Source organism: Echinicola rosea (assembly GCF_005281475.1).
Lineage (GTDB): Bacteria > Bacteroidota > Bacteroidia > Cytophagales > Cyclobacteriaceae > Echinicola > Echinicola rosea.
This window is the reverse complement of record NZ_CP040106.1, coordinates 136,673-158,315: the sequence shown is the minus strand read 5'-3', so window position 1 is coordinate 158,315 and position 21,643 is coordinate 136,673. Positions and strand designations below refer to the sequence as shown.

The window sequence follows — 21,643 nt, the reverse complement described above, 5'->3', positions numbered from 1 at the left end:
ATGTAAAACGAAAGTACAGTACTCTTCCTCATCTAGGAGTAGGGGCTGTTTTGGATATATAGCATAAGCTAGATTTTACTTTAAGATATGATACAAACGACATATTTGACCCTGGATGCTGAGAAAGCAGAGGAGCTGGGGGCATTTCACACGGCAAAGGAAATAGCAGGGCAGCCTGAGTTGTGGCAGCGGGTGTTTAGCCAAGTTGTCAAGGATAAAGGCGCCATTCATACTTTTCTAAAGCCGATTTTTGAAAAGAGCAATGCTCGAATTATCCTTACTGGTGCCGGGTCTTCAGCTTTTATAGGAGAGTCGGCCCAAGGGGCAGTGCAGCAAATGACGGATGTTCACACCCAAGCAATAGCGACCACGGATATTGTGACGCATCCCGAATTGTTTTTCCTTCAGGATGCCCCCACGTTATTGGTGTCCTTTGCGCGGTCTGGCAATAGCCCAGAAAGTGTGGAAGCCGTAAAGCTCGCTGACGAGCACTGCAAGGAAATTTACCACCTGATCATTACCTGTAATCCAGACGGTGAACTCGCTGCATATGCTGATGATTGTGAGGGGAACTGTTTTGCCTTGGTGCTGCCTGAGGGCTCCAATGACAATAGCTTGGCCATGACCGGAAGCTTTACTTCTATGTTACTGGCAATTCTACTTGTAGCGGGCGTTGATCAGCTGGATGAGTTGAAAGGACAGTTTGAGGATGCGATGGAGACGGCAACGGGTATGTTGCACCATCAGTTGGAAAAATTTGAAGCGGTAGCGGAATTGGATTTTGAGCGGGTGATCTTCTTGGGATCCGGAACGATGCTAGGAGTGGCAAGGGAGTGTCACCTAAAGCTTCAGGAGCTCACCGATGGCCAAGTGGTTTGTAAGCATGACTCCTTTCTTGGTTTCAGGCACGGTCCGAGAGCGGTTGCAAACGAGGATTCCATTGTGGTTTACTTGTTTTCGAAGGATGCGCATGTGTCGCGTTATGAAAAAGATTTGGCCCAAAGTATTGGGAAAGACAAAAGAAAAATAAAGACCATCAGCTTTGCGGCTGGTAAGAAGGACGGGTATCATTCCATTTTGGACCTTCCTGCAGTAGGGGATAGTGAAAAAGCAATCTTCAATGTCCTTCCTGCTACAATGGTGGGGCAGCTACTCGGGTTTTATAAGTGCTTGCAGCTGGGGTTACGTCCTGATAATCCCTCCGTAAGTGGAGCCATCAGCAGGGTGGTTCAGGGAGTGACCATTTACAGAAAAGAGAAGTAATGGTCCTTTCGGTCTGTCCTAACCCTTCTATCGATACCTATGCTTGGCTGGAGGATTTTCGTCTGGGCCAAGCTAATCGCATTTCCACCCAGCAGGAATTTCCTGGTGGCAAGGGCGTTCATGTGGCGATGGCACTTAAGGAGACTGGTGTATCCACGAAGCTATTGGCGGCTTGGGCAGGACACTCAGGCACATGGATCAAATCCATGTGCGAAAGTCTTGGAATAACCACCACAGGAGTGGAGTTAAGTGGAATGAACCGGAAGTGCTATACCTTCCTATCTGAGACCTCTTCCATTCAGAATACTGAATTGATGGAGCCAGGGCCAGAGATGACCCGTGACGATTTTGAGCAATTTGTCCGGGTGTTCAAAAAGGAATGTGAAAATGCTGACATAATGGTGATGTCAGGGTCTTGGCCAAAAGGAGCTCCGGAAACGGCGTATCAAGAATTGATTGCGATAGCAAACGAAAAAGAGAAAAAGGTCATTTTGGATTGTAGCGGTGTCCAGTTGGAGCATGCCTTGGAAGTAAATGTATTTGGCATACACCTCAATGAACATGAGGCCAAGCAATATTGCGGTACGCCTGATGTCCAAGACGCCATTGACAAATTGCACGAGAAAGTTGACTTAATCGCCCTGACCAAAGGCAAAGAGGGACTCTACCTCAGTTATCAAGGAAAACTCGTCCATGCCAATGTTAGCTTGGAAAAAGTGATCAGCACTGTAGGTTGTGGAGACTGCCTTACCGCTGGCGTGGCTCATGGGGTAAGCAAAGGGCTTGGCGTTGAGGAAATTGCCAGATATGGCGCTGCCTTTGGTGCGGCCAATTGTCTCCGGGCAGATTTGGGAATGATATATAAAGCAGATGTGGAGCAATTGCTTCCTCGGGTAAATATAAATGATTTGACTTATGGGTAAAATGGATTTACTGGTAGTCGGTGAACTGAACATTGACCTGATCCTAAACCAGATCCAGGGATTTCCGGAAATGGGCAGCGAAAAAGTGGCCCAAAAGATGGATGTGGTGTTGGGGAGTTCATCGGCAATTTTTGCCTCAAATATAGCAACGTTGGGCGTGGATACGGCTTTTTGCGGGAAGGTTGGCGGGGATGATTTTGGTCATATGGTGAAGGAAACCTTGAAAGCCAAAAACGTGGATACCAATTTTATTTCAACAGCTGATCAACTTCAGACGGGGCTTACGGTGGTCATGAACTATGATCAGGACCGTGCGAATGTGACTTATTGCGGAGCAATGGAGGCATTGACCATGGAGGATATTCCTTGGGACCGGGGAGGTACGTTCAGGCATTTCCATCTTTCCAATTATTTTCTACAGAAGGGAATCCAAAAGGACATAACGGCCATTTTCAAAAAGGCAAAAGCAGCGGGTATGACCACTTCGCTAGACCTGCAAGTGGACCCTGATGATCAGTGGAATTTTGACTATGAAGAATGCCTGCCTTTTGTGGACATTTTCCTCCCTAATGAAGCAGAGCTATTGGCCCTGACCGGAAAGGGATCGGTAAATGAAGCCCTTGAAGCGGTCAAGCCATATACCAATACAGTGGCCCTGAAAATGGGCATGAAGGGTGGTTTGGTGTGTGAAAATGGTCAGGTTACTGAGGTGAAGGCTTTTGTGAACGACCAGTTTGTGGACGCTATAGGTGCTGGAGACAGTTTTAATGCAGGATTTATCAGTAAGTTCCTTGAAGGAGCAGACTGGGAGGCTTGCCTGCGCCATGGGAATCTCATGGGCGCTATAAATACCACAGCCGCAGGAGGAACGGGAGCATTCAACTCCCTAAAAGCAGTAAAAGAACGGGCAAAGTCCCAATTTGATCAAGAAATTTAATCATAGTGATGAAGTTAAAGCATAAATTACAGGAATTTACAGCCCAGAAACGCGGGCTATTGGCCACCAATTTCTATAATCTGGAAACGCTACAGGGAGTCTTGAAGGCCGCATCCAGTATGGATGAGCCAGTGATACTCCAGTTGACCCAAAGCTCTATTGACTACATGGGGCTCCGTACAGCTGTGGCCATGGGCAGGGCAGCACTGGATGAATATGGCGTTGAAGGATGGATCCATTTGGACCATGGAGGAAGTGTGGAGCTGGCACAGGCCTGCTTGGATGCCGGGTTTGATTCGGTGATGATCGATGGCAGTGAATTGCCTTTTGAAGAAAATGTAAAAATCACCCAAGAAGTAGTAAAGAGGGCACATAAATACGGTGCCAACGTGGAGGCAGAGCTCGGATACGTGGCCAAGCTGGGACAGTCTCACGAGCATCAAGGGTTTACCACCGCTGAGGAGGCCAAAACCTTTGTGGAGCAAACTGGGGTCGATGCATTGGCCATTTCCATTGGTACAGCACATGGCTTTTACAAAGAAGAGCCTAAATTGCAGTTTGACCTATTGAGTGAAATCGCTTCGGAGACAGATGCCGCTTTAGTCCTTCATGGCAGTTCTGGGGTGCCTGAAGAGCAGCTACGGAAGGCTATTTCCAGAGGCATCTGCAAAGTAAACTTGGCCACGGAAATCAAAAACATATTCATGAAGACGCTACAGCAGCTGCTGCTGAAAAATGAGGAAATCGACCTTCGGAAAGTCTTCCCAAAGGCCACCAAGGAAGTGACTGACCTGGTCAGCTACAAGTTGGATATCATGAAAAACGAAAAATAATGATTCGTCCTTTTATAGATGCACACGTACATTTAAACACCACTTCCATCGAAAAAATGGAGAAGGCACTGGCATATGGTGCATCATTTCTTTCGATCAATACGGAGATACCTTTTTTTGACACCATCGAGGGACAGCAAGAAGTACTCAAGCAACTGGAACACCAGTACCCAAACCGCATCAAGTTTATTGCTTCTTTTTCGACAGAAGGGATAAATGAGGAAGGATGGGCAGCCAAGGCTATTGAACAAATACAGCGTGGCCTGGAGAAAGGTGCAAGTGGCGTGAAAATTTGGAAAAATATCGGCATGGACCTGAAGGATCGTCAAGGTCGTTTTATCATGATCGATGATGAGCGAATCAAGCCAATCCTTGATTTTCTTGAGCAGAGCGATATCCTATTGATCGGTCATCAGGGAGAACCTAAAAATTGTTGGTTACCATTGGATGAAATGACGGTGGATTCGGATCGGGAATATTTTTCCAATCATCCCGAATACCACATGCATCTCCATCCGGAATATCCTTCATATGAGGAGCAGATGAATGCCAGAGATCGGATTTTGGAGCGTCATCCAAACCTTCAATTTGTAGGCTTGCATTTGCTGAGCATGGAGTGGAGCATTGATGAAGTGGCGGCAAGGTTGGATAGGTATCCCAACCTTCAGACGGATGTGGCCGAGCGGGTTTGCCATTTACAGCTACAGGCCAAAGATCGCTGGGAAGATGTTCGGACGTTTATGATCAAATACCAAGATCGGATCATGTACGGTACCGATGTGATCGACGATGGTTCGTTTGGCGATCAAGGTGTGGCGGATCGGTTCGAGCAGTTATGGAACTTTCACTGGGACTTCTTCGCAACATCCAAGGAGCTGGAAGCGCCTGAGTTTTCCGGTACGTTCCAAGGGCTTGATTTACCTGAAGAAGTATTGCAGAAACTATTCTATACCAATGCGGCCAGGGTTTATGGTTTTGAATGACGACCTGAACGAAGCTGTTTTGGAAATTTACATTAACACTAACCAAAAAAGTCATTATTATGAGCAATAATAGAAGAGATTTTCTTAAGCTATCCGGGCTTGCAGGTATGGGGTTGGTAGGAGCTGGCATGAGCGGATTTACCCAGCCACAGTTGGACGAAGTATTAAGACAGAGTAAAAGAAAAAACAACCAGCGGTTTAACATGTCGGGCTATGGGGCTCCCAAGTTGGATACGGTACGGGCAGGCTTTATTGGTTTGGGAATGCGCGGTCCGGGCCATGTGGAGCGGATGAGTAAGATAGAAGGCGTGGAGATCAAGGCCATCTGTGACTTGGTTCCAGAAAAGGTAAACAAGGTAAAGGAAATGCTAAAGGACTCTCCACATGATCCCGATACGTATTCTGGTTCAGCATATGCCTGGAAAAAGATGGTGAACCGTGATGACCTGGACATCGTGTTTGTCCTCACCCCTTGGGAATGGCACGTGCCGATGGCCGTTTATGCAATGGAATCTGACAAGCACGTGGCGATCGAGGTGCCCGCAGCGAAGACGCTAGAGGAGTGCTGGGAGCTGGTGGAAACTTCCGAGCGTACCAAGAAGCACTGCATGATGATGGAGAATTGCTGCTATGACTTTTTCGAAATGATGACGCTCAATATGGCCAGGGATGGCTTCTTTGGTGATGTGATCCATGGTGAAGGCGCTTACCTTCACGACCTTCTCGGTCTTAATTTCAAGAAAGAGGGTGGCTATGAAGATATGTGGAGGTTAAAGGAAAATGCCCATAGAAACGGTAACCTCTATGCGACACACGGCTTAGGCCCAATCTGCCAAATCATGGACATCAACAGAGGCGATCAAATGGATTACCTGACCTCCTTGTCCAGCAATGATTTTATGATGCAGCAGCATGCCCAGGAATTGGCAGCGGAGGATGATTTCTTCGCTTCCTACGCCAATATGCAGTTCCGCGGAAATATGAATACCACCATGGTGAAGACCAAAAAGGGCAGATCCATCATGATCCAGCACGATGTGACCTCTCCAAGGCCATATTCCAGGATCCATTTGGTGAGCGGTACCAAAGGTATCGCCAGAAAATGGCCAAAACAAGGTGTGGCAACAGGACATCGTTGGTTCTCGGAAGAGCAAATGACTGAGCTGGAAGAAAAATACACCCCAGAGATCACCAAGAAAGTGGGAGAGATGGCCAAGAAAATTGGTGGACACGGCGGTATGGATTTTATGATGACCTGGAGACTGGTGGATTGTCTGAGAAACGGCCTTCCACTGGATCAGGACGTGTATGATGCGGCACTTTGGAGTGCCTTTTCTCCACTGTCCGAGTGGTCTGTTGCCAACAAGGCTACTTCCATCGATGTGCCGGACTTTACCGGAGGCTCTTGGAAAACCAATACGCCTGTAAGCATCACCCTAGAGGGCGGAGGAGACACCGGTGTGAGGATTTAGGGATAAGTAGTTGCACTGTAGATCTTTTAGATTACCAATAAACGAATCGAAATGTCACCCTGTGAGAAATCAAAGGGTAACATTTTTTTTCCAAATAAAATTTCGAAATTTTCATCTTCGGCTTTTCCGTTAATGGAAGTGTGATTACCTTTGCGCATGGCAGAACAGATACTTATCCTAGACTTTGGATCCCAGTACACGCAGCTTATTGCCAGAAGAGTAAGAGAACTCGATGTGTACTGTGAAATCCACCCCTATAATAACATCCCGGAAATCACGCCCGATATCAAAGGGGTGATCCTGTCGGGCAGCCCCTGCTCGGTGAGGGATGAAGGCTCTCCAGATGTAGATCTTGAACAATTCAGAGGTAAATTACCCCTTTTGGGCGTTTGCTACGGGTCCCAATTGCTCGCCCAAAAATATGGTGGCAATGTGACACCTTCCGAAATCAGGGAATACGGTCGGGCAAACCTGAATTTTATCGACAAGCACAATGATTTGTTCCACGAGGTAACCCATGGTTCGCAAGTGTGGATGTCCCATGGTGATACCATCAAGGAACTTCCAAGTGGCTGGGAAGTGATTTCCAGCACGGCTTCGGTAAAAGTGGCTGCGTTCAAGGTGCCTGGCGAAGATACGTTTGGTATCCAGTTTCACCCGGAAGTAACCCATTCCGAAGAAGGTAAAAACGTGCTCAGAAATTTTGTCGTGCAAATTTGTGGGTGCAGTCAGGATTGGACTTCTGATGTGTTCATCGATGCGACGATCGATGAGCTGAAGGAGAAGATTGGGGAGGATAAAGTGGTTATGGGACTGTCCGGCGGGGTAGATTCGTCTGTGGCAGCAACACTGATCCATAGGGCAATTGGCGATAACCTGACCTGTGTATTTGTGGACAATGGCCTGTTGAGAAAAAATGAATACGAGGAAGTGCTCGATTCCTATAAACACCTTGGCCTAAATGTGATCGGTGTGGATGCCAAACAACGCTTTTATGATGCATTGGCCGGTAAAAGTGATCCTGAAGAGAAGAGAAAAGCGATCGGAAATACGTTTATTGAAGTGTTTGATGACGAGGCACATAAAATCCAAGGAGTAAAGTGGCTCGGTCAGGGTACGATCTACCCTGATGTCATCGAATCCGTTTCTGTAAACGGGCCTTCTGCTACGATCAAGTCTCACCATAATGTGGGGGGATTGCCGGATTTCATGAAGTTGAAAGTAGTAGAGCCGCTCAATACCTTGTTTAAAGACGGGGTGAGAGAAGTAGGGAGGGCTTTGCAGATTCCTGAGAATATTATCGGTCGGCATCCGTTCCCAGGGCCAGGTTTGGCCATAAGGATTTTGGGAGACATTACCCCAGAAAAAGTGGCCATTCTACAAGAGGTGGATCACATCTTTATCCAAGGCCTTAAAGACGATAAGCTCTATGATGAAGTGTGGCAAGCAGGAGCCATATTGCTGCCGGTTCAGTCAGTAGGTGTGATGGGAGATGAGCGGACTTACGAGCAGGTGGTGGCGCTAAGAGCGGTAACTTCCGTAGATGGTATGACTGCAGACTGGGTGCACTTACCCTATGAGTTTTTGGGGAAAATATCCAATGAAATTATCAATAAGGTGAAAGGGGTCAATAGAGTGGTGTATGACATCAGCTCTAAGCCGCCTGCGACCATTGAGTGGGAATAAACCGAAAAGCCTGGTGTAAATCAGGCTTTTTTTATGTGGTTTTGTTTCAAAATCAATTAAATTCGTAATCCGTCTTAGAAAGGTATAGTGTTTGAGTTTACCCTTGGACGGGCATAGGTTGCCTAGAGGCTGCTCAGTTTCAGTTTACCCAAAATGAACTACCTGTAATTTTGGTTAGGGCAGTCAATGTCTTCACAATGATTGTAAGTTAAATTTACCCATGAGAAAGATAAACATATTTTTATTGGTCGTCATGTTGTTGGGCAGCCCCGTGCTGGCACAGCAGACAGGGACAGGCTATAGCTCTGCCGTGCGATTGATTGACAGCGGAAGTCCAGATGTGGCAATGGAACAGTTGCGTCCTTATTTGGATTACAACAATTATGGAAAACTGTCCCTTTATGCCCGCTATCATTTTGCGAGGGCTGCTAACAAAAACCAACAATACCAGTTAGCCAAAGCTACTTTGGAGCAGCTAGTGACCGATTACAATTGGGAGAAGGAAGATGAAGCATTTTACCTATTGGGCACGACCAATTTTTCCCTAAACCAAGCTTATGACGGGCTAAGTGCCATGGGCAAAATCGATAACGAGACGATCAGAGAGGAAGGTTATCGGGCCAGTTATGATTATTGCAGCAATAGCGTGACCGTAAGTTTATTGGTGGCACATTATTCTGCCTTCAAGGAAAATAAAGGATATAGCCTTGCCCTGAAAGAAAAATTACTAAAGCAATCGGTGCTTTCTTCCAATGAGAAAAAACTGTTAGCAGAGCTGAACGATATGAACCTTGCCGGAGAAGAAGGGGAAGGCCCATCAATGGATAGGGTGAAAAATAATACCTTGGATGTCGCCATTGTGCTTCCTTTTAATTACCAAGGAGGTACCGGTGTGAGGAATCTGGATGCAGGGAACTTTGTTTTTGAGCTTTATCAAGGCTTGGACATGGCTATCAAAGATGCCAAGAAAAAAGGCATGGATATCAATGTAAGGACCTTTGACACCGAGCGAAAAAATGCGGTAGTCAAAAAAATCCTGGCTGATCCGTTTTTTAACCAGGTAGATGTCATTGTAGGTCCTATCTATCCGGAGGAGACAGCCTTGGTTTCCGGTTTTGCAGACCGTCATAAGATCCCTTTTATAAACCCACTTTCCAATATAAAGGAGACGTTTGGCGATACTGATTATGCCTATCTTTTCAGGCCTTCCACGGAGGTAATTGTGGACAAGCTATTGGCGTATGGCAGGAAACATAGTACGGGTAATCGGATAGCGCTGGCCTACTCGGGCTCCTCCCGGGATGAATTGATGGCGCGTCAGTTGGCAGAAGAAGCCTCCAAGAGAGGTTATCAAATCGTATCCAATAAAAAGGTAAGTTCTAATAATATCAGAGACTTCCTTTCCGATACAGGCTTAAAGCCAGGGATGGACGCTAGGGCGGACCAAATTGTGATCTTTTCGGATGACCCTTACATTGCCTCGCCTACTTTGTCCCTGTTGGAATCCCTTAGTACCAGTGTGCCGATTTATGTGATGGACAGTTGGTTGTATTTTAATTTTGCCAATTTTGAAATGCTGGAGGGGAATGACCTGAACTATATTGGGAATAACACAGTGGATTTTGCTAAGGAGGGAACAGAGGATTTCAGGTTTCGTTTTTTTGAACAATACAGCACTTACCCTGGCTCCAATGCATACATCGGCTTTGACTTGATGAACTGGGTAGCTGAGACGATCAATTCCAGCGAGGGCTTTGACTTTAGGAAAAATCTCAACCAACAAGGGGCTATACAATCCAGTTTGGGCTTTGGGCTTGATTTTAAGAATAGCCAGTCCAATCAGTATGTGCCTTTTCTGAAGCTTGATAATGGTAAAATTGAAGAAATCAAATAATACGTTTAAATGAACATCCAAAATAGCAAGTCGCTTTTTTCAAATGCTCAAGATTTTATCCCCGGAGGCGTAAATTCCCCCGTGAGGGCTTTTAAGGCCGTAGGGGGTGATCCTTTGTTCATCAAAAAAGCTGAAGGAGCCTATCTCTACGATGAGGATGATAACCGCTACATCGAGCTGATCAATAGCTGGGGGCCGATGATTTTGGGGCACAACCATCCAGCGATAAATGAGGCCATTGTCAAGGCGGTGGAAAATGGGACGTCATTTGGCGCGCCCACGGCAAAAGAAATTGATATCGCAGAATTGATCTGTAAGATGGTCCCTTCTGTGGAAAAAGTAAGGATGGTCAATTCTGGTACAGAAGCTACCATGTCCGCAGTAAGACTTGCCAGGGGCTATACCGGCCGTGATAAGTTTATTAAATTTGAAGGGAATTATCATGGCCATGGCGATTCCTTTTTGATCGCAGCTGGATCAGGGGCGATGACAATGGGCGCGCCCAATTCCCCAGGGGTGACCAAGGGCACGGCAAAGGATACTTTGTTGGCTCCTTACAATGATCTGACCGCTGTGAGGGAAGTAGTGGAGGCGAATAAGGACGAAGTGGCAGCGATTATCCTAGAGCCTGTTCCAGGGAATATGGGGTTGGTATTGCCAGAAGAAGGCTTTTTGCAGGGACTAAGAAAGCTCTGTGACGAAGAAGGGATCGTTTTGATCTTTGATGAGGTGATGACCGGCTTTCGTCTTGCCCAAGGAGGTGCCCAGGAAGTATTTGGCGTTACACCGGATTTGACCACCATGGGTAAGATCATCGGTGGAGGGATGCCTGTGGGGGCTTATGGGGGGAAGAAAGAAATCATGGACTACGTTTCCCCTGTCGGGCCTGTTTATCAAGCTGGGACATTGTCGGGTAATCCCATTGCCATGGCTGCAGGAATGGCCATGCTGGACCATCTCTATCAGCATCCAGAGATATATACGAAGCTCGACCAAATAGGAAGCAAGCTGGTAGCAGGCGTCAAGGCTAGCCTTGAAAAATTGGGATTGGATTATACCATGACCCATTTGGGAAGCATGTACAGTTTGTTTTTTACATCCAAAAAAGTAGTGGACTTTGAAGCTGCCAAAACCTCTGATACGGCATTGTTTGGTAAGTATTTCCAAGCCATGCTGAAGCGAGGCGTGTACTTGCCACCATCGCAATTTGAAAGCCTGTTTTTGAGTACGGCGTTGACCGATGAGCACGTAGCGCATATCCTCGATGCCAATGAAGCTTCGCTAAAAGAAATTCTATAAAAGAAAACGGGCTGCTAGAAAATGGCAGCCCGTTTTCTTTTCATATGGCCAAATTGAGGTTTTATGATAGGTGACTTAGCACAATGCCCTTTGCTCGCCTTCTGGAAATAATGCTTGATCATTTTTCAAGAATTCCTCAGCATACTTTTTACAGTAACAATAGTGAGATGTAAAGCTCGATGCCTATGGCTAAAAACAATGCAGAAAAATAAACAAAGCCAAGTGCCCAGAATTTTACAAGTGTAAGTAGCCAGCCTTGTTGATGTAGTCGTAAAAGGCTGAAATAAGCATAACTGGTGACCAGTACGAAACAACTTATGATGATCCATCCGGTATTGACAATGTCAAAATTGAACAGGAGCAATCCGCTCCCGTAGATCAGGTAGGCAAAACTATGGACATGAAGTCCACAAATCAGATGCTCGACGTAGTAAGTCTCCTTTTTGATATATAATCCCAATAATACCAGTGCAAAAAATGGCAAAAGGACAAACATCATAATGGGGAGGTTTTGGGCAGAATTAATGATATAAAGATTTGAGTTGGCAATAAAGTTTCGTTGGAGGTCAGTGTCCAATTCACTGAATATCATGTAATCCGTTTTTCGAAGGAAGGTGCCAAATGTACTGTCGGCCAAATTGGGGTTTTGGGCAGCTGTTTTTAGCTGCATCCATGTCGTGGAAGAATCATTTTCATGACCTGAGAAAAGCCTGAACTGAGCCCTTAAACTGTCAATTTGATGCGTTTTAATCAAGCTGTCCAGTTCTTGTCGTTCCGCTGAAGAGAGTGATGGGGAAAGGTTTTTTTGAATCAATTCAGAAGTGGCGTCACCGCTGAACTTATTGACCATTACCTTGTCAAAGATATCTGCGGGGATGATCATTCCTACCGCAAAGAAATAAAACAAGGAAAGAATTAAGTAAAGGCGGATAGGGTGGAGGTATTTTCGTCTTTTTCCAGCATTGAACTCTTGGGTGAGTTTGCCGGGTTTGAGCAAGAATGTAGGAATTGTCCTGAAAAATACCGATTCAAAATTCAAGTAATTGGCAAAGAAGTCACTTAAAAAGACCCAGAATGGTACGCTTTGGTCTTTGTTTTCCTGGCCACAATTCGGACAGAAATTATTGTCTTTACTGAGCTCTTGGCCACAGTTAAGGCAGGAATTAGTTTTGCGGTTTCCCTTCATGAGTGCAATTTAGATGAATCCGTTAATATAAATGAATGTCCAAAAGTAAAGAAGAAAAGGGGGCATATTTCCTAAGGAAAATTGGTGGGCTATCAGCGAAAAAATTAGTTTTGTGCAGGAAAAAACTTACAAACAGCTGATGGAAAATAAGCTTACAGTATATGGCATCAAGAATTGCGATACCATGAAAAAGACATTTAAGTTATTGGATGAACATGAGATTCCTTATGAATTTGTGGATTACAAAAAGACGCCTCCGACGACGGCACTTTTGGAAGGATTTCTTGAAAAGGTGACGCTGGATAAGTTGGTGAATAAGCGGGGAACCACTTATCGGAAGCTTACAGATGATGAAAAGGCAGGGCTGGATGAGGCAATCACGGCAATTCCTCTATTGATTAGTAATAGCAGCATGATCAAGCGACCCGTGATGGTTTATCCTGACGGTGAAATTTTACTTGGTTTTCAGAAAGAAACCATATTGGAGAAAAAATAGGTTCCGTCCCTTTAGCATTGAATTAAGGAAAAATCTTACATCACACTATTTCCCAATAGGCTTTGTGAGATTTTTCCTTGGCTGCGCTGAGCCACTTTATTTTATGGTCAATGAATAATTAAGGTCAGATATTATTTTCTTTTTGTTGATGTCAAGCATGATAAGCTCATCGCTATCCTTTTCCTGAAGAAAATGTTTGACGGGATTTTCCTGATCGTCCAACAGGGTGATGATCATGGCTCCAGGATTCCCTTCCATGCCATAAGTGACTTCGTAAACCCCTGAGGATTCGAAGGTCCTGTCTCCATCCGTAGTGCCCAGATAGGCTTGTGAAAGTTTGTATTCCCGTGCATTCTTCTCAGCTCGGTTTTCTAATCTCAAGGTCATCTTGATACCGCTGCAATCAGCGCAAGGCAAGGTGCCTTCGTAAGTGAACCAGGTAGAGCCCTCTTTCTGAAGAACCTTGTCGGCAGGCTCAGGGGCACTTTCTGTGGTCAGCTCTTCATTGGCCGTTTCTTTTGCCGGTCTGTCGCATCCAAAAGCCAGTCCTATCAAAAAGACGTATGGCACTAGTTTTTTCATCAACTTCTATTTTAGGTTTACCAAATAAGCCGGTAAGTTAGCCAAAATATCCTTAGTCATTTCTTCCAATCCAAAAGAATGTTGCCATCCCCAGTCATTTTGGGCAGCGCTGTCATCGATGCTGTCAGGCCAGGTGTCAGCGATTTCCTGCCTAAAATCTGGTTTGTAGGAGATGTTGAAATTCGGGTAATGTTGTTTGATGCATTCGTGTATTTCTTTGGGAGAGAAACTGATGCCGCCAAGGTTATAGCTGGAGCGTACTTTTATTTGCTCTGCGGGGGCATGCATCAGGTCCAGGGTAGCCTTGATCGCGTCATCCATGTACATCATGGGCAGATAGGTGTCTTCGCTAAGGAAGCATTCAAAATCCTCGCCCTCGATGGCTTTGTGAAAGATATCTACAGCATAGTCTGTGGTGCCACCACCCGGCATTGACTTATAGCCGATCAGGCCAGGGTAGCGCAAACTCCTCACATCCACTCCGTATTTTTCGAAATAATAAGCGCACCATCTTTCACCTGCTTGTTTGGAGATGCCATAAACCGTATTAGGATCCATTACACAGTCTTGGGGCGTGTTCTGCATTGGCGTGTTGGGGCCAAAAACAGCAATGGAGGAAGGCCAATAGATTTTATTAAGCTTTTGTTCCTTGGCGATCTCTAGGATAGAAAGGAGGCTTTCCATATTTAAGTTCCAAGCAAAAATCGGATTCTTTTCACTGGTGGCAGAGAGGATTGCGGCAAGGTGGTAGATCTGGGTGACCGTTTCGGTTTTTACAATTTCAGCCATTTTTTGCCTGTCCATTACGTCCAATGGCATAAAACGACAATAGTCAAACTTGCACGCTGAGGCCTCGTTTATGTCCGTGGCAATGATGCGATCACCTCCGTGCATGTTGGCCAGTGCCAAGGTCAGTTCGGAGCCCAGTTGCCCTGCAGCTCCAGTGATAAGAATTGTTTCCATAATCTCTATAAGCCTTGTCTGAGTGCCGACAAGGGCTTTTTTATGTTTAGGGTTTATATTTATTCGGAATAAGTGTAGGCTTTCCTTTTGAGGCCTTTAACTTGTTTTTGCGTCATTTAGGTGCTTATACGATATCGTAATGAGCAATCCGAGCTTACGCAAAATTAATAAATTCAATTTTACCGATTGTAAATATTTTAAACTACTTTTATATGAAAGTTTTTCAGTTACAATGATACGAAATTAAATCCAAATATATTATGTACGAAAGTTTAAAGATAAAATTAGAAAAGGAATTGAAAGAAATTAGTGAGGCAGGGCTCTACAAGTCGGAGCGGGTGATTACTTCTCCTCAGGGAGCAGAAATTACCACCGCAGACGGGAAAGAGGTGCTGAACTTTTGCGCTAATAATTACTTGGGCCTTTCCAGTCATCCAAAGGTGATAGAAGCTGCCAAAAAGGCTATTGATACCCATGGGTACGGAATGTCTTCTGTGAGATTTATTTGTGGTACACAGGATATCCATAAAGAGCTTGAGCAGAAAATCAGTGAATTTTTGGGTACAGAGGATACCATTCTGTACGCGGCAGCTTTTGATGCCAATGGGGGGGTATTTGAGCCCATCCTGGGGCCTGAAGATGCGATCATCTCTGATGCCCTAAACCATGCTTCTATCATTGACGGCGTGCGGCTTTGCAAAGCAATGAGGTTTCGCTACAAGCATAACGATATGGAGGACTTGGAAGCCCAGTTGATGGAGGCCAATGAAAAGGGAGCAAAGCAAAAGATCATTGTGACGGATGGCGCCTTCTCCATGGACGGTACCATTGCCCAGATGGATAAGATCGTTGCCTTGGCAGAAAAACACAATGCCCTAGTGATGTCCGATGAGTGTCATTCGACCGGATTCATTGGTAAGACAGGCAGGGGGGTACATGAGCTGAAAGGTGTAATGGGCAAAATGGATATCATTACCGGCACCTTGGGCAAAGCACTTGGAGGTGCCTCAGGAGGATTTACTTCAGGAAGAAAGGAGATCATAGATATTCTTCGTCAGCGTTCTCGGCCGTATCTTTTCTCCAATACCCTTGCTCCTGCCATTACGGGGGCGTCCATTGCTGTCTTTGACTTATTGTCGGAAACCACCGAACTCCGGGATAAACTGGAGGAGAATACCACTTATTTTAGGGAGAAAATGACTGAAGTAGGGTTTGACATCAAGCCTGGTGTACACCCGATCGTCCCGATCATGCTATACGATGCGGTGCTTTCCCAGCAAATGGCCGATAAGTTACTTGAGCGGGGCGTGTATGTAATAGGATTTTATTACCCAGTGGTGCCAAAAGGCCAAGCCAGAATACGTGTGCAGATATCTGCTGCCCATGATCGAGACCATTTGGATGCGGCCATTGAGGCCTTTACGGAAGTTGGAAAGGAACTGGGTGTGATCTAGGCTTGTTGAATACGCGTTAAAAATTGAAATGAAATTTCATTTCAATTTTTAACGCGGTTTATGCATTAGGGATCGTTTTAGCCTGTCCCTATGGAGATCGGGAAAAGCTGAAAATGCAAGAAAATCGGTCAGAATGGAAGGTGGAATCAGTAAAATGTATGCCTTTTGGCAGGGTTGATTCTGTCACCTACGCCTCAGCAGGACGGGATTTAAGCTTTCTGTTCGTAAAGGGACTGATCATTTCAAATTTATCGTCGATATCTACGCCGGTAAGGTAGTTGTTGAGCATCTCGCGCACTTCTTGGAAAGAAAGGTTGTGGAGGATATTGCCGTTTTTTGCCATAGAAACCTGGCCCGTCTCTTCCGACACGATCAGTACCAGGGTATCCGTAGCTTCGGACATACCGATTGCCGCACGGTGACGAAGGCCAAACTTGGCCGGGACCTCTTTTTCTGTTACCGGTAAGATGCACCTGGCCGCTTTTACCTTGCCATTGTAAAGGATCACTGCACCATCATGCAGCGGGCTGTATTTATTAAAAATACTGATCAGTAATCGTTTAGAAACGATGGCATCAATCAAGTCTCCGCTTTCTGCGTAGAATTTAAGCTCTGTATTTCGAGAAACCACCATCAACGCACCGGTACTGGTACCTGAGAGCGATTTGCAGGCCTCGATGATTGGGGTGATGTTAAATGCGTTGGTTTCCTTTTTTCTCCAGAAAAGGAGCTCTTGGAGTACATTTTCATTCGAAAGGATAGAGCTTCTGCCGATGATCAACAGGAATTTTCGTATTTCAGGTGCGAAAAGAATGATAGCGGCGATGACACCTACCCCCATAAACTGCCCCAAAATACTGGAAAGCAACTCCATTCTTGCTGCATTGACCACCAAATAGACCAGGTATATAGACAAGAACCCTAGAAAGATTTTTATGGCCACACTGCCTCGCATCAATTTATAGACTTGGTAAATCAGGATACTTACCAAGGTAATGTCTATAATATTGACGATGGAAATGTCTAAAAATCCTATTTTGAAAAGTAGATTCAAGGGTAAAGTTGTTTATATAATTTTACGGTTTCAGTAGCTTCTTTTACGTCGTGTACTCTTAATATTTTAGCTCCGTTTAGGAGCGCAGTCATATTGAGGGCTGTGGTGCCATTCAGTGCCTTCTCAGGTGATACACCCAAAATTTTATAAATCATAGATTTTCTGGAGACACCAGCTAATATAGGGCTTTTTATAGTCTTAAAATAAGATAAATTTTTAAGAATCCTATAATTTTGTGCTAAATTTTTAGCAAAACCAAACCCTGGATCAATTATTACATCTTTAATGCCAGCTTTATGACATTGGTTCAATTTTTCGTTAAAAAACAATAAAATATCTTTTTCTAGGTTATTATACTCCGTTTTGTCCTGCATGGTTGCAGGATTTCCGCGCATATGCATACAGATATAGGGAATGTTTAGTTTTGCGACTGTAGGAATCATTTCTGCATCCAATTCCCCTCCGGAAATATCGTTTATGATGTCGGCCCCTTCAGCAAAAGCGGCCTCCGCCACCTCGTGTCTAAACGTGTCCACTGATAGGATGGAAGTGGGAAATTGTTTTTTTATGGCTTTAACAGCGGGCACAATCCGTTTTACCTCATCTTCTGTGGTGACTTCGGCAGCGCCAGGCCTGCTGCTATATCCTCCCAAGTCAAGTATTGAAGCACCTTCACCAAGTAGCTTTTCTGCCTTTTGAAGCAACTGATTTTCGTCACTGCTGATACGGCTTTCAGAAAAAAAAGAATCCGGTGTGACATTGAGAATGCCCATTACACAAGGATCATCCAATAGAATGAGCTTTCCTTTGATTTGGAGTGTTATTTTTGAGGGAAATAATTTATCTTCGGTCTCTGAAGATAAGTTCGGAGTATCTTTCATTAAAATCATTCATTGCTTTGAAAACGCAAACTGTTAGCGAATATAATCAAGTTATTACCCTTTGTAAAGAACTTTTTAAGAAGAAAACCGTCGATTATGGGACGGCTTGGAGAGTGTTGCGCTTACCGTCCATTACAGACCAGATTTTTATCAAGGCCCAGCGTATTCGTTCCATCCAAGATAAAGGGACCCAACGCGTTCAAGATCCTGTTCAAGACGAATTTATTGGCATTATCAATTACTGTTTGATTGCCTTGATCCAGCTGGATTTAAAAAATGATGAACGGCTGGATCTTGGGTATGAGGAGCTTGAGCCGTTGTATGAAAAGTGGGTAGATGCCACGAGGGGGCTACTGGAAAACAAAAACCACGATTATGGAGAAGCCTGGCGAGATATGCGGGTGTCTTCCATGACGGATATCATTTTGATGAAACTATACCGTGTAAAACAAATAGAAGACAATAGCGGCAAAACCCTTGCTTCTGAAGGGGTGGATGCCAATTATCAGGACATGATTAATTATGCCATCTTTTGTCTCATCAAGCTAAACGAACAAGAGCATGCTTAAAAAAATCATACTGACCCTGTTCAGGTTTTTGGTTGGAGGACTTTTTGTTTTTTCAGGTCTGATCAAAGTAAACGATCCAGTGGGAACCTCCATTAAACTTGAGGAATATTTCGAAGTATTTTCAAATGACATTGCCTCATTTTTCGAGGTGTTTAAGCCATTTTCGCTTGAGCTGTCCGTTTTTTTGATTGTACTGGAAGTGGTTTTGGGGATTATGTTGCTATTAAACTTCAAGCGAAACCTTACCGTGAGCCTTTTATTGGTAATGATCCTCTTTTTTACGTTTCTGACCTTTTATTCGGCCTATTTTAACAAGGTGACCGACTGTGGTTGTTTTGGTGATGCGATCAAGCTTACACCCTGGCAGAGCTTTTACAAGGATGTTGTGTTGATAGTGATGATTGGGGTGCTGTTTATTTTCAGGAAAGATCTACCGAACGGTACCTCAAAAGCTACTTCTGTTGTGGTCGCAGGGAGTGCGTTGGCATGTTTTGTTCTGTCCGTATTGGCCATTCGTAATTTGCCTTTCATTGATTTTAGAGCGTATAAGGAAGGTGTTAATATCCCAGAAGCCATGCAGCCATCCGGAGCATTGGAGTACCGCTATGTTATGAAAAAGAACGGTGAGGAGGTGGTCTTGGATGAGTATCCCTCCGATGAGAGTTATGAATTTGTGGACATGCAGCTGAAGAACCCTGATGCACTGCCGAAGATAGCTGATTTTGGCGTATGGAATGACGAAGGGGACTTTACTGAGGAGATATTGAGCGGGAACAAATTGTTGATTTTGATCAGCAGTTATGATAAGATGGATGCGGATAAGCTTGGCAACTTGGATGTCATCATGGATGTCGAAGGAGTAGAAACGGTGTTAGTCACGGCAACGGCGGCAGATGAAATAGAGCAAGTAATGGAGGCACAGGATTGGAATGTGCCCTATTATTTTGGTGATGCCACAGTCCTCAAGACCATCATACGCTCTAACCCGGGGGTAGTGCTGCTACAAGACGGCACCGTCCTGAAGAAATATCATATTAATAATGCTCCTAGCCTGGAGGAAGTGAAAAATAATTACCAATAAAAATGGATAATTCCGCAAAAATCGTTTTGGTAGGGATGCCCGGTAGTGGAAAATCCACGCTGGGAAAAGCTGTCGCAAGACAGTTGGGGTTTGATTTTTATGACTTGGATGAGGAGATCGTTAGGGAGGAAACCAAGAGTATTCCCGAGATTTTTATGAATGAAGGTGAGGGTTATTTTCGGCGTCTGGAAACCAAGGTGATCGAAAAACTTCTGAAAAAGGATGCTTCGTTTCTACTTTCGACAGGAGGTGGTGCCCCTTGTTTTAATGAAAACATGGAGCTGATCAACCGATACGGTATTTCTGTGTTCCTAAATGTGAGCGTTGAGCAGCTGCTTTTGCGGCTGACGAAGAATGAAGCAGATAAACGGCCGATGTTTAGAGGAATGGATACCACTGAGATAAGGCTAAAGCTTCAGGATCTTTTGGCCGATAGGGAAATGTATTATGAACAGGCAAAAATAATGCTCAGCGGAGATGATATCTCCACTGAGCATTTGATATCGGAATTGATGAGTTTTTTTAGAAATTGAATCCAAGGGTGAGAAGACCTTGCGTGTTTGAATTGTCGATAGTAGTCAGTTCAGCTCCTGGATAAGAGGTATAGTATGAGTCAAATTGACTGTGCACAATGCCCAGATCCACGTACATTTTTGCCAGTTTTACGCCTACCCCTCCGGTGAATTGGGTTTTGGAACGGTCTAATTCCGAGTCTTTGTAAGGATCCCCATATAAAGCTGTGCCAGCTCTCAACCTGAACATATTGATCCGCCATTCACCACCAATGCGATAATTTAAGACGTTGCCCATCGTGTTGTCGATGTTTTCATTGGCTGCATCTAACCTGTAATCAGAGGAAGAAAGATTCATGGACGAATAATTCAGGTAATCCACATCAGCAGTGATAAAACCGTTTTTGTTGATGAAGAATGCTACTCCACCACTCAGTCTCATTGGGGTAGTAAGGTTGATGGAAGATACAAATATATCGCTGTATGCTTGGTCTTCTGCTTCTGGGTTACCATTAAGGTCATAAAATTCAGCAATGATGTCAGAGTCGAATTCTTCATCATACCTGGCCCAAGTAGGTGAGCTAAAGGATGCGCCGATATTGATTTGGTCTATTGGTTTGTAAATCAACCCAAGGTTTAAATTGACTCCCGCTCCACTATGATAAAGGTTTTCTGCTAAAGAATAGTACAATGAGTTGTTTTCATCCTGGTCTATGAATTGTTCATTGAATACTTTACGGGAGGTGTAATTAATGGAAGTAATGCCGACTGACCCTCCAATAAATAGTTTGTTTTTGTAATTCCCACCATAGGCAAAAGTAATCTGGCTAAGGTTTCCTTCATTTTCGATCAACTCATCTTGAAACGGGGCTATTGGATTATCGTAGTTTGGTGAGCCATCATCATTGGGGTTATAGGTGTAATCAGAAGGATAGAACGTTCCTCCTTCATTGATTACCAATTCAACATCCAATGGAAGACCAGCAGGATCACCGATAGCGGGTTCTCCATACATGTTATAATCATCAGCGTAATAATCAAGTAATGAAGAGGGGCTTCCTATTGTGGAATAATAGCCAAATGTGTTGTTGAAATTGCTGATCCTGTTAAAGCTGATGCCGAAAGAGTGTCCTCTCCACGCATCCTGGTTCAGCGGATCCTTTACCTTAGCCATGACAATACTGATATTGGGCAGTGCAAAGTTTCCTTTGTTGTCCACTTGAGGTTGATCCATAAAGGATGAGGTAGATTTCCAGTTTCCATAAGAAGGCGTAAAGCTAAACTCGGATTTTCTGAAAAAACCAAGCCCAGCAGGGTTTCCAGAAATGTTTGATACATCTCCGCCAATGGCAAACTGGCTTCCTCCGATTCCCATTACCCTAGCAGAACCAGTAGCATTATACTGGCTATACCTTAAGGCATCTTCAAGGGTTTGGGCTATTACGGGTGAAATCGAGGAGGCTCCAAGAAGAAAACCAATCCCCAAAATAGTTGTTTTAATAATTTTCATATTCTCTTAAATAATATGATTCCATTCAGCCATGCAGATAGCTGTTCAAAGTTTTGCTAATAAGG

General features: G+C 44.6%; 20 protein-coding genes. 14 read left to right on the top strand and 6 right to left on the bottom strand.

The genetic code is table 11. The features are described from left to right. Positions 1-87: 87 nt before the first annotated feature. The 9 genes from FDP09_RS00750 (at position 88) to hemL (ending at position 11,290) form a co-directional block, all read left to right on the top strand. Positions 88-1,263: an SIS domain-containing protein gene (locus FDP09_RS00750; protein ID WP_137400847.1), complete on the top strand. Its 1,176-nt coding sequence runs from the start codon at positions 88-90 to the stop codon at positions 1,261-1,263. Next, entirely contained in the window at positions 1,263-2,186 is a 924-nt protein-coding gene (locus tag FDP09_RS00745) for a 1-phosphofructokinase family hexose kinase (RefSeq protein ID WP_137400846.1), read from the top strand. The genes FDP09_RS00750 and FDP09_RS00745 overlap by 1 nt, the downstream gene beginning before the upstream one ends. Next, the gene (locus FDP09_RS00740) at positions 2,179-3,123 is read left to right on the top strand and encodes a carbohydrate kinase family protein (protein ID WP_137400845.1); all 945 of its coding nucleotides are present in this window, start codon (positions 2,179-2,181) and stop codon (positions 3,121-3,123) included. The genes FDP09_RS00745 and FDP09_RS00740 overlap by 8 nt, the downstream gene beginning before the upstream one ends. Before the next feature lie 8 nt (positions 3,124-3,131). Then, a complete protein-coding gene (locus tag FDP09_RS00735; RefSeq protein ID WP_137400844.1) occupies positions 3,132-3,956 on the top strand; it encodes a class II fructose-bisphosphate aldolase in 825 nt (274 codons plus the stop codon). Further along, positions 3,956-4,939, top strand: coding sequence for an amidohydrolase family protein (locus tag FDP09_RS00730; protein ID WP_137400843.1), 984 nt, complete (start codon positions 3,956-3,958; stop codon positions 4,937-4,939). Before FDP09_RS00735 ends, FDP09_RS00730 begins: the two co-directional genes overlap by 1 nt. Positions 4,940-4,998: 59 nt before the next feature. Beyond that, on the top strand, positions 4,999-6,411 hold the full coding sequence (locus tag FDP09_RS00725) for a Gfo/Idh/MocA family protein (protein WP_137400842.1): 1,413 nt from the start codon (positions 4,999-5,001) through the stop codon (positions 6,409-6,411). 156 nt (positions 6,412-6,567) lie between these two features. Further along, positions 6,568-8,097: a glutamine-hydrolyzing GMP synthase gene (gene guaA / locus FDP09_RS00720; RefSeq protein WP_137400841.1), complete on the top strand. Its 1,530-nt coding sequence runs from the start codon at positions 6,568-6,570 to the stop codon at positions 8,095-8,097. A gap of 220 nt (positions 8,098-8,317) precedes the next feature. Next, the gene (locus FDP09_RS00715) at positions 8,318-9,991 is read left to right on the top strand and encodes an ABC transporter substrate-binding protein (protein ID WP_137400840.1); all 1,674 of its coding nucleotides are present in this window, start codon (positions 8,318-8,320) and stop codon (positions 9,989-9,991) included. Positions 9,992-10,000: 9 nt separating this feature from the next. After that, positions 10,001-11,290 (top strand): glutamate-1-semialdehyde 2,1-aminomutase, encoded by a 1,290-nt coding sequence (hemL, locus tag FDP09_RS00710; protein WP_137400839.1) that lies wholly within the window; start codon positions 10,001-10,003, stop codon positions 11,288-11,290. Positions 11,291-11,438: 148 nt separating this feature from the next. On the opposite strand, the gene FDP09_RS00705 is transcribed toward hemL, so the two are convergent. Next, positions 11,439-12,476, bottom strand: coding sequence for a DUF3667 domain-containing protein (locus FDP09_RS00705; protein ID WP_137400838.1), 1,038 nt, complete (start codon positions 12,474-12,476; stop codon positions 11,439-11,441). Between the two features lie 139 nt (positions 12,477-12,615). Between FDP09_RS00705 and FDP09_RS00700 the strand changes: the two genes are divergently transcribed. After that, entirely contained in the window at positions 12,616-12,972 is a 357-nt protein-coding gene (locus FDP09_RS00700) for a Spx/MgsR family RNA polymerase-binding regulatory protein (RefSeq protein ID WP_137400837.1), read from the top strand. Positions 12,973-13,068: 96 nt separating this feature from the next. On the opposite strand, the gene FDP09_RS00695 is transcribed toward FDP09_RS00700, so the two are convergent. Both FDP09_RS00695 and FDP09_RS00690 read right to left on the bottom strand, forming a co-directional pair. After that, positions 13,069-13,554 (bottom strand): copper resistance protein NlpE, encoded by a 486-nt coding sequence (locus FDP09_RS00695; protein WP_137400836.1) that lies wholly within the window; start codon positions 13,552-13,554, stop codon positions 13,069-13,071. A gap of 6 nt (positions 13,555-13,560) precedes the next feature. Next, positions 13,561-14,517 carry an NAD-dependent epimerase/dehydratase family protein gene (locus FDP09_RS00690; RefSeq protein ID WP_137400835.1) on the bottom strand — a complete coding sequence of 319 codons (957 nt, stop codon included), beginning with the start codon at positions 14,515-14,517 and terminating at the stop codon, positions 13,561-13,563. A gap of 260 nt (positions 14,518-14,777) precedes the next feature. On the opposite strand from FDP09_RS00690, the gene kbl reads away from it, so the two are divergent. Continuing rightward, positions 14,778-15,971, top strand: coding sequence for a glycine C-acetyltransferase (gene kbl, locus FDP09_RS00685; RefSeq protein ID WP_137400834.1), 1,194 nt, complete (start codon positions 14,778-14,780; stop codon positions 15,969-15,971). A 187-nt stretch (positions 15,972-16,158) separates the two neighbouring features. Here the strand turns inward: kbl and cdaA are convergent, their stop codons facing one another. Together cdaA and folP are read right to left on the bottom strand one after the other, a co-directional pair. Continuing rightward, the gene (gene cdaA / locus FDP09_RS00680) at positions 16,159-17,025 is read right to left on the bottom strand and encodes a diadenylate cyclase CdaA (RefSeq protein ID WP_137400833.1); all 867 of its coding nucleotides are present in this window, start codon (positions 17,023-17,025) and stop codon (positions 16,159-16,161) included. After that, positions 17,022-17,906 (bottom strand): dihydropteroate synthase, encoded by an 885-nt coding sequence (gene folP, locus FDP09_RS00675; RefSeq protein WP_137400832.1) that lies wholly within the window; start codon positions 17,904-17,906, stop codon positions 17,022-17,024. Before folP ends, cdaA begins: the two co-directional genes overlap by 4 nt. Before the next feature lie 17 nt (positions 17,907-17,923). Here folP and FDP09_RS00670 point away from each other — a divergent pair, with 17 nt between their 5' ends. From FDP09_RS00670 to FDP09_RS00660, 3 genes are read left to right on the top strand one after another with little or no spacing between them, the layout of a single operon-like run. Next, entirely contained in the window at positions 17,924-18,475 is a 552-nt protein-coding gene (locus FDP09_RS00670; protein WP_137400831.1) for a DUF1599 domain-containing protein, read from the top strand. Continuing rightward, positions 18,468-19,556 (top strand): BT_3928 family protein, encoded by a 1,089-nt coding sequence (locus FDP09_RS00665; RefSeq protein ID WP_137400830.1) that lies wholly within the window; start codon positions 18,468-18,470, stop codon positions 19,554-19,556. The genes FDP09_RS00670 and FDP09_RS00665 overlap by 8 nt, the downstream gene beginning before the upstream one ends. 2 nt (positions 19,557-19,558) lie before the next feature. Next, positions 19,559-20,089, top strand: coding sequence for a shikimate kinase (locus FDP09_RS00660; RefSeq protein ID WP_137400829.1), 531 nt, complete (start codon positions 19,559-19,561; stop codon positions 20,087-20,089). Here the strand turns inward: FDP09_RS00660 and FDP09_RS00655 are convergent. After that, entirely contained in the window at positions 20,079-21,578 is a 1,500-nt protein-coding gene (locus FDP09_RS00655) for an OmpP1/FadL family transporter (protein WP_229683293.1), read from the bottom strand. The genes FDP09_RS00660 and FDP09_RS00655 overlap by 11 nt on opposite strands. Between the last annotated feature and the right edge of the window lie 65 nt (positions 21,579-21,643).

Coding starts and splice junctions, on each gene's coding strand:
- FDP09_RS00750 (WP_137400847.1), top strand. CDS start 88: ATGATACAAACGACATATTTGACCCTGGATGCTGAGAAAGCAGAGGAG.
- FDP09_RS00745 (WP_137400846.1), top strand. CDS start 1,263: ATGGTCCTTTCGGTCTGTCCTAACCCTTCTATCGATACCTATGCTTGG.
- FDP09_RS00740 (WP_137400845.1), top strand. CDS start 2,179: ATGGGTAAAATGGATTTACTGGTAGTCGGTGAACTGAACATTGACCTG.
- FDP09_RS00735 (WP_137400844.1), top strand. CDS start 3,132: ATGAAGTTAAAGCATAAATTACAGGAATTTACAGCCCAGAAACGCGGG.
- FDP09_RS00730 (WP_137400843.1), top strand. CDS start 3,956: ATGATTCGTCCTTTTATAGATGCACACGTACATTTAAACACCACTTCC.
- FDP09_RS00725 (WP_137400842.1), top strand. CDS start 4,999: ATGAGCAATAATAGAAGAGATTTTCTTAAGCTATCCGGGCTTGCAGGT.
- guaA (WP_137400841.1), top strand. CDS start 6,568: ATGGCAGAACAGATACTTATCCTAGACTTTGGATCCCAGTACACGCAG.
- FDP09_RS00715 (WP_137400840.1), top strand. CDS start 8,318: ATGAGAAAGATAAACATATTTTTATTGGTCGTCATGTTGTTGGGCAGC.
- hemL (WP_137400839.1), top strand. CDS start 10,001: ATGAACATCCAAAATAGCAAGTCGCTTTTTTCAAATGCTCAAGATTTT.
- FDP09_RS00705 (WP_137400838.1), bottom strand. CDS start 12,476: ATGAAGGGAAACCGCAAAACTAATTCCTGCCTTAACTGTGGCCAAGAG.
- FDP09_RS00700 (WP_137400837.1), top strand. CDS start 12,616: ATGGAAAATAAGCTTACAGTATATGGCATCAAGAATTGCGATACCATG.
- FDP09_RS00695 (WP_137400836.1), bottom strand. CDS start 13,554: ATGAAAAAACTAGTGCCATACGTCTTTTTGATAGGACTGGCTTTTGGA.
- FDP09_RS00690 (WP_137400835.1), bottom strand. CDS start 14,517: ATGGAAACAATTCTTATCACTGGAGCTGCAGGGCAACTGGGCTCCGAA.
- kbl (WP_137400834.1), top strand. CDS start 14,778: ATGTACGAAAGTTTAAAGATAAAATTAGAAAAGGAATTGAAAGAAATT.
- folP (WP_137400832.1), bottom strand. CDS start 17,906: ATGAAAGATACTCCGAACTTATCTTCAGAGACCGAAGATAAATTATTT.
- FDP09_RS00665 (WP_137400830.1), top strand. CDS start 18,468: ATGCTTAAAAAAATCATACTGACCCTGTTCAGGTTTTTGGTTGGAGGA.
- FDP09_RS00660 (WP_137400829.1), top strand. CDS start 19,559: ATGGATAATTCCGCAAAAATCGTTTTGGTAGGGATGCCCGGTAGTGGA.
- FDP09_RS00655 (WP_229683293.1), bottom strand. CDS start 21,578: ATGAAAATTATTAAAACAACTATTTTGGGGATTGGTTTTCTTCTTGGA.